This window comes from Pseudomonas sp. P5_B2, from assembly GCF_056400445.1.
In genome coordinates this window covers 30,528-43,263 of sequence record NZ_JBFULH010000001.1, presented here as the reverse complement: position 1 = coordinate 43,263, position 12,736 = coordinate 30,528, and the positions used below count along the sequence as shown (strand labels likewise).

At 59.6% G+C, this 12,736-nt stretch carries 13 protein-coding genes; 9 read left to right on the top strand and 4 right to left on the bottom strand.

The window, feature by feature from the left end; all coding sequences use genetic code 11:
• The first annotated feature begins 273 nt into the window (after positions 1 to 273).
• Positions 274 to 825 carry a disulfide bond formation protein B gene (locus tag AC1DRJ_RS00225; RefSeq protein ID WP_477800260.1) on the top strand — a complete coding sequence of 184 codons (552 nt, stop codon included), beginning with the start codon at positions 274 to 276 and terminating at the stop codon, positions 823 to 825.
• 177 nt (positions 826 to 1,002) lie between these two features.
• Positions 1,003 to 1,461, top strand: a complete 459-nt coding sequence (gene rsd, locus AC1DRJ_RS00220) for a sigma D regulator (protein ID WP_477800301.1) — start codon at positions 1,003 to 1,005, stop codon at positions 1,459 to 1,461.
• A 58-nt stretch (positions 1,462 to 1,519) separates the two neighbouring features.
• On the opposite strand, the gene AC1DRJ_RS00215 is transcribed toward rsd, so the two are convergent.
• The gene (locus tag AC1DRJ_RS00215; protein ID WP_477800259.1) at positions 1,520 to 2,185 is read right to left on the bottom strand and encodes an FKBP-type peptidyl-prolyl cis-trans isomerase; all 666 of its coding nucleotides are present in this window, start codon (positions 2,183 to 2,185) and stop codon (positions 1,520 to 1,522) included.
• A 192-nt stretch (positions 2,186 to 2,377) separates the two neighbouring features.
• Here AC1DRJ_RS00215 and AC1DRJ_RS00210 point away from each other — a divergent pair, with 192 nt between their 5' ends.
• Positions 2,378 to 3,463, top strand: coding sequence for an AlgP family protein (locus AC1DRJ_RS00210; protein WP_477800258.1), 1,086 nt, complete (start codon positions 2,378 to 2,380; stop codon positions 3,461 to 3,463).
• Here the strand turns inward: AC1DRJ_RS00210 and AC1DRJ_RS00205 are convergent.
• Complete coding sequence (locus AC1DRJ_RS00205) at positions 3,460 to 3,924, bottom strand: TIGR02444 family protein (RefSeq protein WP_477800257.1); 465 nt, start codon at positions 3,922 to 3,924, stop codon at positions 3,460 to 3,462. The two genes, AC1DRJ_RS00210 and AC1DRJ_RS00205, sit on opposite strands and share 4 nt — an antisense overlap.
• A gap of 50 nt (positions 3,925 to 3,974) precedes the next feature.
• Between AC1DRJ_RS00205 and AC1DRJ_RS00200 the strand changes: the two genes are divergently transcribed.
• The 5 genes from AC1DRJ_RS00200 to AC1DRJ_RS00180 all read left to right on the top strand — a co-directional run bounded on the left by AC1DRJ_RS00200 (position 3,975) and on the right by AC1DRJ_RS00180 (position 9,948).
• Positions 3,975 to 5,885, top strand: coding sequence for an ATP-binding cassette domain-containing protein (locus tag AC1DRJ_RS00200; protein WP_477800256.1), 1,911 nt, complete (start codon positions 3,975 to 3,977; stop codon positions 5,883 to 5,885).
• Positions 5,885 to 6,466 carry a mechanosensitive ion channel domain-containing protein gene (locus AC1DRJ_RS00195; protein ID WP_477800255.1) on the top strand — a complete coding sequence of 194 codons (582 nt, stop codon included), beginning with the start codon at positions 5,885 to 5,887 and terminating at the stop codon, positions 6,464 to 6,466. Before AC1DRJ_RS00200 ends, AC1DRJ_RS00195 begins: the two co-directional genes overlap by 1 nt.
• Before the next feature lie 237 nt (positions 6,467 to 6,703).
• Entirely contained in the window at positions 6,704 to 7,336 is a 633-nt protein-coding gene (locus AC1DRJ_RS00190) for a LysE family transporter (protein WP_477800254.1), read from the top strand.
• 150 nt (positions 7,337 to 7,486) lie between these two features.
• A complete protein-coding gene (locus tag AC1DRJ_RS00185) occupies positions 7,487 to 9,385 on the top strand; it encodes an FTR1 family protein (protein ID WP_477800253.1) in 1,899 nt (632 codons plus the stop codon).
• Positions 9,386 to 9,492: 107 nt separating this feature from the next.
• Positions 9,493 to 9,948: a YaiI/YqxD family protein gene (locus AC1DRJ_RS00180; RefSeq protein ID WP_477800300.1), complete on the top strand. Its 456-nt coding sequence runs from the start codon at positions 9,493 to 9,495 to the stop codon at positions 9,946 to 9,948.
• Between the two features lie 116 nt (positions 9,949 to 10,064).
• Here AC1DRJ_RS00180 and elbB read toward each other — a convergent pair whose 3' ends face one another.
• Positions 10,065 to 10,733 carry an isoprenoid biosynthesis glyoxalase ElbB gene (gene elbB / locus AC1DRJ_RS00175; protein WP_477800252.1) on the bottom strand — a complete coding sequence of 223 codons (669 nt, stop codon included), beginning with the start codon at positions 10,731 to 10,733 and terminating at the stop codon, positions 10,065 to 10,067.
• Between the two features lie 114 nt (positions 10,734 to 10,847).
• Here elbB and AC1DRJ_RS00170 point away from each other — a divergent pair, with 114 nt between their 5' ends.
• Positions 10,848 to 12,083, top strand: coding sequence for a sterol desaturase family protein (locus tag AC1DRJ_RS00170; protein ID WP_477800251.1), 1,236 nt, complete (start codon positions 10,848 to 10,850; stop codon positions 12,081 to 12,083).
• Here the strand turns inward: AC1DRJ_RS00170 and AC1DRJ_RS00165 are convergent.
• Positions 12,064 to 12,696 carry a DedA family protein gene (locus tag AC1DRJ_RS00165; RefSeq protein WP_477800250.1) on the bottom strand — a complete coding sequence of 211 codons (633 nt, stop codon included), beginning with the start codon at positions 12,694 to 12,696 and terminating at the stop codon, positions 12,064 to 12,066. The genes AC1DRJ_RS00170 and AC1DRJ_RS00165 overlap by 20 nt on opposite strands.
• Positions 12,697 to 12,736: the final 40 nt, after the last annotated feature.

The following is a 12,736-nucleotide window of genomic DNA, read 5'->3' as shown; positions in this document are numbered from 1 at the left end:
CCGCGTTGACTTTATGGCGGCCGCTGCGCGGCCGGACGCAGGCTGCGCCAGCTGCTACAAGGGTGGGGAGGCGTTTTCTGGCGCTCGAAACGCGTCATGTGTTTAGCTTTGTAGTCCCTGGTCGGCTCTGTCCTACAGAGGACTACATCAAATCCTCTCGATGCTGTCGGGAATTCCCTACACTTCTGGTGAAGTGTCCGTGCCTCGCTGCCTTGAAAGGCTGGCGCGCTTTCCTCTACCGTAACCACCTGTCTCTACTGGTACGGAAAAGCCATGTCTTTGGCCTGCTCACGCTCCTTGTTTTTCATGATTTTCATTACAGGTTCCCTGGCCTTGGGTATCTCCTTTTACCTGGAATATGCGGTCGGACTCAGACCTTGCGGCTTGTGCCTTTTGCAGCGGTTTTGCCTGGCGTTGCTAACGGGTATCTGCCTGACAGCCTCCGTGCAGGGGCCTGGACGCTTTGGATCATTCCTGTATTGGTTGCTCGGATTTTTCTGCAGCCTCGCGGGCACGATCACCGCGTGGCGACAGGTTTTGTTGCAGAGTGATCCTTTGCATCAGCTATTGACGTGCCCGCCCAACCTGGAAGCGGCCTACGAGAACATGCCCTGGTTATGCCAAGTCACGCAGATGTTCCAAGGGGATGCCGATTGTGCCGAGATTTCCTGGACGTTATTCGACCTGAGCGTTCCGGAGTGGAGTCTGCTGCTCTTTGTTGCGATGACCATTCTGGGGATTTATCAATTACTGCACATCGTCTGGCTTGCGTGTGAGCGACCGCTCAGCGGCAAGTCGTCGCACCGGGTGCAGTTGAGCGATTAAACACTTGTATGAACTTTATCTGCTGCGTACCTTGAAGCCACAGCCGCGCGGGCATAATCTGGCCCGCACGTGTCATTGGAATTATGTTGCTCGATGGCGCTCTGCCTGACCGGTACTAGACCTTCAAGTGTGCGACAGGTGTAGGGCAGCATGACCCACAAGGGAAGAGAGATCACCATGCTCGAAAGTTGTCAGAATGCTCAGGAACGTTGGGGTGGAGTGCATCTGCTGATCGATCGTTGGTTGCAGGAACGTCACGAGCTGGTTCGAGCCTACGATGCTCTCGGCGCCAAGCCAGAGGCTCTCGGCGAAAACCGCAAGCCGTTGCAGGAATTCTGCGGCGTGCTGGTCGATTACGTGTCTGCCGGACACTTCGAGATCTACGAGCAGTTGACGGGGGAGGCCAAGGCCTTCRACGACAAGCGTGGTCTGGAACTGGCCGAGACCATCTACCCGCGCATCGATGTCATCACCGAGAAGCTGCTGGCGTTCAACGACCTGTGTGATGCAGGCAAGTGCGTCGCGGAGAAATTCAAGGAATTGGGTGGCCTGTTGCACGAACGCTTCGAGCTGGAAGATTGCCTGATCGAAGTGTTGCACACGGCTCACAAGGAAGAAGATTCGGTTCAGGCCTGAATCTCTTCCTGAAAGCAAAAAACGGTGCGCTATGCGCGCCGTTTTTTGTGCCTGTGATTCAGCTGGTGGCGCCGCGCAATTCGACTTCAAATACCAGCGGTGTGAACGGTGCGATCAGGTCGCCGGCACCCTCCGCACCATAGGCCTGAGACGATGGAATCACCAGGCGCCATTTCGCACCCACGGGCATGTTTTGCAGCGCGCTGCGCCAGCCGCTGATCACGCTATCGAGACTGAACCACTGCGGCTGACTGTTCTGATCGAACACCGTGCCATCCGGCAAGCGCCCGACATACAAAACCTGGACTTTGCCATCAGGGCCGGCCTTGGTCCCCGTGCCGGGTATCAACTCGGTCAGCAAAACCCCGTCTGCCAATTCGCGAACACCCGGTTTGGCTTTTTCCTCGGTGAGAAAGCGATGCTCATTTTCGAGTGCGGCTTCGCTTTGCGGTAGCGCCGGTTGCTCGGCGATCCGGGTTTCATGCTCCGCCAGGATCTGGTCGATCTGCTCGTCTTTCAAGGCCAGGGGCTTGCCTTGATACGCTTGTTGCAAACCTTCCAGCAGTGCCTGAAGTTGCAAGTCGGGAACCTCTTGGCGCAGGCGTTCGCCGAGACTCGCCCCCAGACTGTAGGCAAGATCGTGAGCGTTATTTGCAGAGGTTTTTTCGTCGGCTTGAGCCACCGAAAAAAACACGCACAGCGATAAAAAAAGGTAGCGCGACATGGGCACACTCCGGCCTGAGATGCGGTGAATTATGCCAGTGTGAATGCGCATAAAGGTGATCTGGTTTTGCGCAAGTACAGAAGATTTTCGATCCGTTGCAACGCAGCGCTTTCGATACTGTCAACATGCCCTAGCGGCGGTAGCAGCAGAGGTCTAGTATGAGCCGCACCCACGTCAGCCAGGAGGTAAACCATGTCGGCCACCAAGAAGCCTGTAAATACCCCGTTGCACTTACTCCAACAACTCTCGGGCAGCTTGCTCGAACATTTGGAAAACGCCTGCTCACAAGCTTTGGCTGATGCTGAAAAGCTGCTCGCCAAACTGGAAAAACAGCGCGGAAAAGCGCAGGAAAAATTGCACAAGTCCCGTACCAAATTGCAGGACGCCGCGGCGGCCGGCAAGGCCAAGGCACAAGCCAAAGCCAAGGGCGCGGTGAATGAACTTGAGGAATTGCTCGATGCCCTCAAGGATCGTCAATCGGAAACCCGCACCTACATTCTGCAACTCAAGCGCGATGCTCAAGAAAGCCTGAAACTGGCCCAGGGCGTCGGTCGTGTACAAGAGGCTGTCAGCAAGGCGTTGTCCCTGCGTGCGGCCAAGCCTGCTACGACACCTGCCAAGAAAACCGCTGCCAAACCTGCAGCTGCAAAAGCACCGGCTAAACCTGCTGCTAAAACAGCTGCTGCGAAACCTGCCGCCAAGCCAGCCGCTGCGAGAACCGCTGCCGCCAAGCCGGCTGCAAAATCGCCTGCTGCCAAGCCCGCTGCAGTAAGAACCGCAGCAGCCAAACCCGCTGCGAAGCCAGCCGCTAAAACAGCTGCTGCGAAACCTGCCGCCAAGCCAGCCGCTGCGAGAACCGCCGCTGCCAAGCCTGCTGCTAAACCAGCTGTAAAAACTGCAGCCAAACCGGCGGCTAAACCCGCTGTGAAAACTGCAGCCAAACCTGCTGCTAAACCGGCTGCCAGAACTGCTGCCGCGAAACCCGCTGCTGCCGCCAAGCCAGCCGCAGTTAAGCCAGCAGCCAAACCTGCCGCTGCAAAACCAGCGACCAAGCCTGCAGCCAAACCTGCCGCTGCAAAACCAGCGACCAAGCCTGCAGCCAAACCTGCTGCTGCAAAACCTGCCGTTGCCAAGCCGGCCGCCGCGCCAGTTGCCAAGACAGCCAACCCGGCTCCGGTAGCGACGTCTGCTTTAGCAGCAGCCACTTCGACAGCCACGCCAGCGCCAACGCCGGCCGCCGCATCGATCGCAGCAACCACCCCAACCAGCGCTTCCTAAGTGCCGGTTACCGCGACGCGCAGCTGATGCAGCGTGTCGCGGTCCAGGTTGGCGGCGCCTGCCGCCACACCTTCCAGCCAGGCCGTTAGATCGGTCGCCTCACCCTGCGGCCAACTCTGCGCCGATCGCTCCAGTCGCACTAACAGATGCCGTTCGGCTTCCAGCTCCAGTGCCTTTACTTGTTCGCGCAACTTTTTCAGCTCTGCATCCTCAGTTGCGCAAGCTTTCCATTGCATCCGCAACGCGCGCAGCGGTTGCACGACATCCGCATCCCAAGGTTGTGCCACGGCGCGCAGCCGCTTTAATCGCTGTTCATTGCAGGCCACGCCACGTTGCCCCAGCCACGATCCACAGAGCAGCAAACACACATTGACGCCTGCCGACTGCAATTGCAGGCAAGCGCGTTCAACGCCGGGACGGGCGTAAGTCGTCAGGGAAAAGCTCCACAGGTCAGAGGACATAGTGCTACTCGCGCTAGTTGCGAGCGAAGCTGGTAGACTCCGCCGCCATTATGATTCGACTTCAGAACCTGACTTTACAGCGTGGCCCGCAACGTCTGCTAGAAGACGCCGAGCTGACCCTGCACGCCGGCCACAAAGCCGGCCTCATCGGTGCCAACGGCGCCGGCAAATCGAGCCTGTTCGCTTTGATCCGGGGCGAACTGCACCCGGACTCGGGTGACTGCTTCCTGCCGGCTGACTGGCGCATCGCCCACATGCGTCAGGAAATCGAGACCCTCGAACGTCTGGCGGTCGACTACGTGCTCGATGGCGACCTGCCACTGCGTGAGGTGCAACGCGACCTCGCCGCAGCCGAAGCGGCGCATGACGGTGCCGCTCAGGCCCGCCTGCACTCGGAACTCGACAGCGCCGACGGTTACACCGCCGACGCTCGGGCCCGCAAACTGCTGGCCGGCCTGGGGTTCACTAACGAGCAGATGGATCGCCCGGTAGGGGATTTCTCTGGTGGCTGGCGGATGCGTCTGAACCTGGCGCAGGCTTTGATGTGCCCCTCGGACCTGTTGCTGCTCGATGAACCGACCAACCACTTGGACCTCGATGCCATCATCTGGCTCGAAGAATGGCTCAAAAGTTATCCCGGCACTTTGTTGCTGATTTCCCACGACCGGGATTTCCTCGATGCCGTGGTCGATCACGTGGCTCACGTCGATCAACGCAAGATCACGCTGTATCGCGGTGGTTATAGCGCTTTCGAACGCGCCCGCGCCGAACGTCTGGCCCAGCAACAGCAGGCGTACGAGAAGCAGCAAGTTCAACGTGCGCACATGGAAAGCTACATCGCCCGCTTCAAGGCCCAGGCCACCAAGGCCCGTCAGGCCCAGAGCCGGATCAAGGCGCTGGAGCGGATGGAAGAATTGTCCGCCGCCCACGTCGATTCGCCGTTCGATTTCGTTTTCCGTGAATCGCAGAAGATCTCCAGCCCGCTGATCGATCTGTCCGATGCCCGTTTGGGTTACGGCGACAAAACCGTGCTGGAGAAGGTCAAGCTGCAACTGACCCCCGGCGCGCGCATCGGTTTGCTCGGCCCGAACGGCGCCGGTAAATCGACCTTGATCAAAAACCTCGCCGGTGAGCTCGAACCACTGGCGGGTCGTCTGACCCGTGGCGAGAACACCGTCGTGGGTTACTTCGCCCAGCATCAACTGGACTCTCTCGACGCCAAGGCCAGCCCGTTGCTGCACCTGCAACGTCTCGCCCCAACCGAGCGTGAACAGACCCTGCGCGACTTCCTCGGCGGTTTCGACTTCCGTGGTGCGCGCATCGATGAGCCGGTGCTGAATTTCTCCGGTGGCGAAAAGGCCCGTCTGGCCCTGGCGTTGATTGCTTGGGATCGGCCTAACCTGCTGTTGCTCGACGAACCGACCAACCACCTGGACCTGGAAATGCGTCTGGCGCTGACCATGGCGCTACAGGAATTCAGTGGTGCGGTGCTGGTGGTCTCCCACGATCGTCATTTGCTCAAAAGCACCACGGACAATTTCTATCTGGTCGCGGACGGCAAGGTCGAAGAGTTCGACGGCGACCTGGAAGACTACGCCCGTTGGCTGGTCGACTATCGCCAGCGCAATGCACCGGTCAGCAACACGCCGGTCAATCCGGACAAGACCGACAAGAAAGCCCAGCGCCAGGCCGCTGCTGCGTTGCGTCAGCAACTGGCGCCGCACAAGCGTGAAGCTGACAAGCTGGAAGCCGAACTGGGCAAGCTGCACGAGAAGCTTGCGAAGATCGATGCCAGCCTTGGCGACAGCGATATCTACGAACCGGCGCGCAAGAATGATCTGCGCGATCTGCTGGCCGAGCAGGCCAAGCTGAAGGTGCGTGAAGCCGAACTGGAAGAATCCTGGATGGAAGCGCTGGAGTTGCTGGAAAGCATGCAGGCGGAGCTGGAGGCGCTGTCTTGATGGAGGCGTTCAAGCTGCCGTTGCCGGCGGTGTGGATCGAACCCCTCTGGCTCGTCGTGCAAATCCTGCTGATTCTGCTGGCCGGTTATTTCGCCCAGCGTTTCGTTGCCAAGGGTCTGACCCGGCTGGGCGAGCGTTATCCGTTTCCGCCGCAGTTGCTGATGCCGCTGCGAGGCGGGCTGCGCTGGCTGATCATGGGCAGCGCGCTGATTTTCGTGCTTGAACGCCTCGGGGTGTCGGCCACGGTGCTCTGGACCGCACTGTCCGGCTTCGTCGCGGTGGCGGCGGTGGCGTTCTTCGCCATGTGGAGCGTGCTCTCCAACTTGCTGTGCGCGATCCTGATCTTCACCGTCGGCCCGTTTCGCCTCGGCGACGTGGTCGAGTTGGTGGACACCACTGATAAGCCCGGCGTCAAAGGTCGGGTGGTGGCGATCAATCTGCTCTACACCACGTTGATCGAAGCGGAAGAACTCGGGACCGGCAGTGCGATGGTTCAGGTGCCTAACAGCCTGTTCTTCCAGCGCTCGGTTCGGCGCTGGCGGGGGAGTGATGTATTCCCTTCGAGCGGGTTTGAAAAGTAGGTTCTCTGTCGGCTGACAAGCCGCTTTCGCGAGCAAGCCCGCTCCCACATTGAATTTTCGGTGGACACAACATGTGGAACAACACTGATCAAGTGTGGGAGCGGGCTTGCTCGCGAAGGGGGCCTAAAGCTGTAAACGCTGGTCGGCCCTATCCCCCCATCTAAGAAAAACCAGTAGTCATCCGCCCAAACCCGCATTAGCTTAGACGTCTGTCACGAGTCTGAGTCGAGGTGTGCAATGGAGCTTCAAACATGGCTGGCGTTTTTTGCCGCCTGCTGGGTGATCAGTCTGTCTCCCGGTGCCGGCGCCATTGCGTCTATGTCCAGCGGTCTGCAGTACGGTTTCTGGCGCGGTTACTGGAATGCCCTGGGCCTGCAATTGGGCCTGGCGGTGCAGATCGCGATTGTCGGCGCCGGTGTGGGCGCGATTCTCACGGCTTCAGCATCGGCCTTCTATGCGATCAAATGGTTCGGCGTGGCGTACCTGGTCTACTTGGCCATCAAGCAATGGCGTGCGCTGCCCAGCGACATGAGCGATGAGGCGGCAGTGCGTCAGATTGGCAAGCCGATGGCGCTGGTGTTCCGTGGTTTCCTGGTCAACATCAGCAACCCCAAGGCGCTGGTGTTCATGCTCGCGGTATTGCCACAGTTCATTAACCCACATGCGCCATTGCTGGCCCAGTACTTGATCATTGGCGTAACCATGATCTGCGTCGACTTGATCGTCATGGCGGGTTACACCGGGCTGGCTTCCAAGGTGCTGCGACTGTTGCGCACACCCGCGCAGCAAAAACGCATGAACCGCACCTTTGCCGGGTTGTTTATCGGCGCGGCGGCGTTCATGGCGACGTTGCGTAAAGCTGCGGTTTAAACGCGCTCAGGTGCAAAAAAGGCGACCCAGGAGGTCGCCTTTTTCATGTCTGAAACAGCTCAGAGCCAGCGGCGCTTGCGAACAAAGCTTGAGTGAAAGTCATTGGGAGGGAACAATGTGTTACTTCGTATTACCAATTGAGATTCATTCATGACTGCCCCGTCCCGTTTTCTGGCCTGGCTGGTGCTACCGCTGTTTGCCTTATGCAGTTCCAATCTGCTGGCCGACACCGTGGAAGGTGCGCCGCAAGCGCTGCATTTGCTCGATTACATCAGCGCGGATTACCCGCAAACCGTGCAAGCGGGCAAGGTGATCGATGAAACCGAATACCTCGAACAGCGGGAATCCATCAAAGCCTTGCAAGGCTTGATCGGTGCGATGCCGGCCAAGCAGGAAAAGGCCGGGCTGGAGCAGGGCGTCAGTTCGCTGGCCAGCGCCATTGCAGGCCGTCAAGACGGTGCGGACGTGGCCCGTCAGGCGCGCCAACTTGGCGCGAAACTGGCCGTGACTTATGAAGTCAGCCAAGCACCCATCATTACCCCGGATCCGACCCGTGGTGGGCCGTTGTATGCCCAGCATTGTTCGGTGTGCCACGGCGATACGGGGGCTGGCGATGGTCCGGCGGGTGTCGGCCTGACGCCGCCACCGTCCAATCTGCGTGATACGACACGCCTGGATCATCTGAGCCTCTACGCGCTCTACAGCACCTTGGGCCAGGGTATCGAAGGCACCGACATGCCGGCTTTCGCCGATCAGCTTGATGATCGTCAGCGCTGGGACCTGGCCACATACATCGCCAGCTTCAGCGCCGATCCGGCCGCTGCAAAATCCGACACGACCTACAACATTGYCGACCTCGGGCGTCAGACTCCGGCCGAAGTGCAGGCCGCGGACGGTCTACAAGCCGCCGCCACGTTCCGTGCGCAGCGGGCGCAACCGCCGCAGGTCAAGCGTGGCCCGGCGCAGTTGCTTGATTACACCGCCGCTACCCTGGACAAGAGCATCGCCGCCTACCGTGCCGGTGATCACGATCAGGCCTATGACCTTTCAGTCGCGGCGTATCTGGAAGGCTTCGAGCTGGTCGAAAGCTCCCTGGACAACGTCGATGCCAACGTGCGCAAAGACACTGAAAAATCGCTGATGGCTTACCGTCAGTCGTTGCAGGACGGTTTGCCGGTGGCCCAAGCCCAGCAGCGTCTGGACACGGCCAAGGCAAAGTTGAAGGAATCCGCTGACCTGCTGGGCAGTGATGGCCTGAGTTGGACCCTGAGCTATATCTCCGGTTTGCTGATTTTGCTGCGTGAAGGCCTGGAAGCCATTCTGGTACTGGCGGCGATCCTGGCGTTTCTGCGCAACACCGGCCAGCAATCGGCGGTGCGCAGCGTCAACGTCGGCTGGGGGCTGGCACTGGTGGCCGGTCTGGCGACCTGGGCCCTGGCGGCGTACGTGATCGATGTCAGTGGTTCGCAGCGCGAACTGCTGGAAGGCGCGACGGCACTGTTTGCCTCGGTCATGGTGCTTTGGCTCGGCGTGTGGATGCACGACCGTCGCCATGCGGCGGCGTGGCAGGATTACATCAAAAGCAGCCTGGTGGGCGGCGGCGGACGTTTCGGCTTTGCGATCCTGGCGTTCTTCTCGGTGTATCGCGAATTGTTTGAAGTGATTCTGTTCTACGAAACCTTGTGGCTGCAGGCCGGGCCTGCGGGGCACAACGCCGTGCTGGCCGGCGGTGCCACGGCGCTGCTGTTGTTAGTGGGACTGGCGTGGGTGATCCTGCGCGGTTCGGCGAAATTGCCGCTGTCGTTGTTTTTCAGCATTAACGCCGGTCTGCTGTGTGCGCTGTCGGTGGTGTTCGCCGGGCATGGCGTGAAAGCGTTGCAAGAAGCCGGGATCTTCGGCATCCGGCCGGTGCCGTTTTTCGAATTTGACTGGCTGGGCATTCATGCGGATGCGTATTCGCTGAGCGCTCAGGCGGTGGCGATCATTGCGATTGTTGTGCTGTATGGTCGTAGTTGGATGGCGGAGAAGCAGCGGGTGCAGGTTTCTTAAACAGCATTCGCTGCGCTCATAATCGCGAGTAGGCTCGCTCCCACAAGGATGATGTGTATTCTGTGGGAGCGAGCCTGCTCGCGATTTTTTTGGAAGAGGAAAACATGATGCGTGTCTGGATCGACGCCGACGCCTGCCCTCGGGCAGCCAAGGATCTGGTGGTTAAGTTCGCCCTCAAGCGCCAGTACGAAGTGGTGCTGGTAGCGGGGCAGCCCCAGATCAAGCCGGGGCTGGCGCTGGTGAAGTTGATCGTAGTGCCGAGTGGCCCGGACGCCGCAGATGATTACCTGGTGGAGCATGCGGTGCCGGGTGAGCTGGTGATTTGCAGCGACGTGCCGCTGGCGGACCGTCTGGTGAAGAAGGGCGTGGCCGCACTGGACCCGCGAGGCAAGGAGTTCGATGCGCAGAACATGGGCGACCGGCTCGCGGTGCGCAATCTGTTCACCGACCTGCGTGAGCAGGGGCAGATGGGCGGTGGACCGGCACCGTTTGGCGAACGAGAGAAACAAGCGTTTGCCAATTCGCTGGACCGGATACTTACCCGGCTGACCCGCAAACCCTGAGCCTTGCGCTGATCCCTGTGGGAGCGAGCCTGCTCGCGATAGCGGTCTTTCAGTCACATTGATGCTGGATGTGCTGGCGCTATCGCGAGCAGGCTCGCTCCCACATTTGAACTGTGTCAGGCGTCGTTTTCGTGTGTTAGCTCAAGGACGCGGTCGACCATTTTGTTGATACCGGAAGCGGCCTCACTAATCGATTGCGCCAGCATGTACGCCGGCGTACTCACCAGTTTTCGGGCCCGGTCTTCGACGATTTCGGTCACGGCGCAATCGGTGTGGGTCGCTCCCATTTTGTTCATGGTCGCGGCGGTCTCGGCGTCGTTGCCGATGGTGCAGTTCACCCCCGGGCCATAGATCTTCGCCGCCAGCGCCGGTGAGATACACATCAAGCCGACAGGCTTCCCGGCTTCGGCGAAGGCTTCGGTCAGCGCCAGGACATCCGGCTGCACGGTGCAACCCGCGCCTTCAACCGCAAAGTTCGACAGATTCTTGGCCGAGCCAAATCCACCGGGAACGATCAGCGCGTCGAAGTCGTCGACATCGGCCTCGCGAATATCCTTGATGTTGCCCCGGGCGATCCGCGCCGATTCCACCAGTACATTGCGCGATTCAGGCATTTGTTCGCCGGTCAGGTGGTTGATCACATGCAATTGCGCGATGTTCGGGGCAAAGCACTGCACCTGAGCGCCACGCTGGTCCAGTCTCAGCAGGGTAATCACGCTTTCGTGGATCTCGGCGCCGTCGTACACGCCACAGCCGGAAAGGATCACTGCAATTTTTTTGCTCATGTGTTGTTCTCCAGATTCATGGCGTTAAATGTCCACTAATTTGACGCTCGTTGCCATAGGGTAAATTCGCGGTTACACCTAGCATCAGTTCTCAAGATCCGATCAGGGCGCGTCATGGACTTCATTCTGTATGCGGTGCCGTTTTTCTTTGTGCTGATTGCCGTGGAGCTGCTGGCCGATCGTTGGCGCGGAGTCAGCAATTACCGTGTAGCCGATGCGATCAACAGCTTGAGCACCGGCGTGCTCTCGACCACCACGGGCCTGTTGACCAAGGGTGTCGGGCTGGTGACTTATGCGTTTGCCCTTGAACATATGGCGCTTTTCGAGCTTTCTGCCGACAGCGTTTGGGTCTGGGTGTTTGCCTTTGTCCTCTACGATTTCTGCTACTACTGGCTGCACCGCATGGGCCATGAGCGCAATATTCTCTGGGCCGCACACTCGGTGCATCACCAGAGCGAGGAGTACAACCTGTCCACGGCGTTGCGCCAGACCAGCACCGGCTTCCTGCTGAGCTGGATTTTTTACCTGCCGATGGCTGTGTTCGGCGTACCGCTGCTGGTGTTCGTCAGCGTGGCGGCGCTGAATCTGCTGTATCAGTTCTGGGTGCACACCCAGCACATTCCCAAACTCGGCTGGTTCGAATGGTTCTTCGTGACGCCATCCAATCATCGGGCTCACCATGCGCAGAACGCTCTCTACATGGATCGCAACTACGGTGGGGTGTTCATTATTTGGGACCGTCTATTTGGCTCGTTTCAGGAAGAAGACGACAATGAACCGGTGATTTTCGGGGTGACCACGCCGTTGGCGAGCTGGAATCCGCTGTGGGCCAACGTGCAGTTCTATGCGCAGTTGTGGGATGACGCGCGGCGGGCCGAGAGCAAATGGGACAAGCTGCGGATCTGGTTCATGCGCACCGGTTGGCGTCCGGCGGATGTGGCGGCCAGGTTTCCGACAAGCAAGCCTGACTTGAGCCTGTTCCGTAAATTCGAGGTGCCGCTCGACAGCCGCCAGCAACTGTATGTGGTGTTGCAGTTTTGCGCCTACATCGCGCTGGGCAGCTACTTGATGAACCTGGAACGCAGCCTGCCAACTGCCGCGTTGGTGCTCGGCTGGGGTGCGGTAGTGCTGGGGCTGTTTACGTTGGGCGTGGCCCTGGAGAATTGCCCGTGGGCGTTGAAGCTGGAGTGGCTGCGGCTGGCATCGAACGTGCCGCTGGTATGGCTGGCGCCGGTGGTCGGGCTGTGGCCGGCCGACGCGTTGGGCTGGGTCGGCCTGCTCAGTTACAGCTTGTTCAGTGTCATCGGTCTCTACTGTTGCAGAAACCGTTTCACTCGCTTGGCGTCTTAGGCGCTTCGACATTGACCCTTGCGGCTTTCAGGGCTTGTTCGTCGGCGTAGACTTTCTTCGCCAGGCGGGCATTCTTGAAACGTCGACGCAGCCACAGACCCAGGCCCACGACCAGCAAGGCGCCGAGCACCCACAGTTCATACTTCTTGACGCTGCCGAGCATGCCTTCCAGCACCGCGCCAAAGTGATAGGCCGCTGCTGCCAGTGCGGACGCCCAGATCGCCGCACCAATCCCGTTCAGCAGTAGATAACGTCCCGGCGGATAGCCCGACAGGCCGATGGCTACCGGCATCACGGTGCGCAAACCGTAGACAAAACGGAAGCTGAGTACCCAGATGTCCGGGTGCCTGCGAATGTGCTCCAGCGCCCGATCACCCATCATCTGCCAGCGCGGCTTGCGGGCCAGCAATTTGCGCCCATGCTTGCGCCCCATGAAGTACCACAGCTGATCACCGGCATAACTGCCGAAGAACGCCACGACCACCACCAGGTTGATGTCCATGTAACCGCGGAACGCAAGGAAGCCGGCGAGCACAAGGATGGTTTCGCCTTCGAAGAACGTGCCGAGAAACAGGGCAAAGTAGCCAAAGTCGTGCAGAAATTGTTGGAGCATTGTCTGGATGCTGGCGAAATGAACGCGCAGCCTAACCTGC

What these genes read in the sequence shown, in the direction of transcription:
- AC1DRJ_RS00225 (WP_477800260.1), top strand. Translation starts at nt 274, where the DNA reads ATGTCTTTGGCCTGCTCACGCTCCTTGTTTTTCATGATTTTCATTACA.
- AC1DRJ_RS00215 (WP_477800259.1), bottom strand. Translation starts at nt 2,185, where the DNA reads ATGTCGCGCTACCTTTTTTTATCGCTGTGCGTGTTTTTTTCGGTGGCT.
- AC1DRJ_RS00210 (WP_477800258.1), top strand. Translation starts at nt 2,378, where the DNA reads ATGTCGGCCACCAAGAAGCCTGTAAATACCCCGTTGCACTTACTCCAA.
- AC1DRJ_RS00205 (WP_477800257.1), bottom strand. Translation starts at nt 3,924, where the DNA reads ATGTCCTCTGACCTGTGGAGCTTTTCCCTGACGACTTACGCCCGTCCC.
- AC1DRJ_RS00200 (WP_477800256.1), top strand. Translation starts at nt 3,975, where the DNA reads ATGATTCGACTTCAGAACCTGACTTTACAGCGTGGCCCGCAACGTCTG.
- AC1DRJ_RS00195 (WP_477800255.1), top strand. Translation starts at nt 5,885, where the DNA reads ATGGAGGCGTTCAAGCTGCCGTTGCCGGCGGTGTGGATCGAACCCCTC.
- AC1DRJ_RS00190 (WP_477800254.1), top strand. Translation starts at nt 6,704, where the DNA reads ATGGAGCTTCAAACATGGCTGGCGTTTTTTGCCGCCTGCTGGGTGATC.
- AC1DRJ_RS00180 (WP_477800300.1), top strand. Translation starts at nt 9,493, where the DNA reads ATGCGTGTCTGGATCGACGCCGACGCCTGCCCTCGGGCAGCCAAGGAT.
- elbB (WP_477800252.1), bottom strand. Translation starts at nt 10,733, where the DNA reads ATGAGCAAAAAAATTGCAGTGATCCTTTCCGGCTGTGGCGTGTACGAC.
- AC1DRJ_RS00170 (WP_477800251.1), top strand. Translation starts at nt 10,848, where the DNA reads ATGGACTTCATTCTGTATGCGGTGCCGTTTTTCTTTGTGCTGATTGCC.
- AC1DRJ_RS00165 (WP_477800250.1), bottom strand. Translation starts at nt 12,696, where the DNA reads ATGCTCCAACAATTTCTGCACGACTTTGGCTACTTTGCCCTGTTTCTC.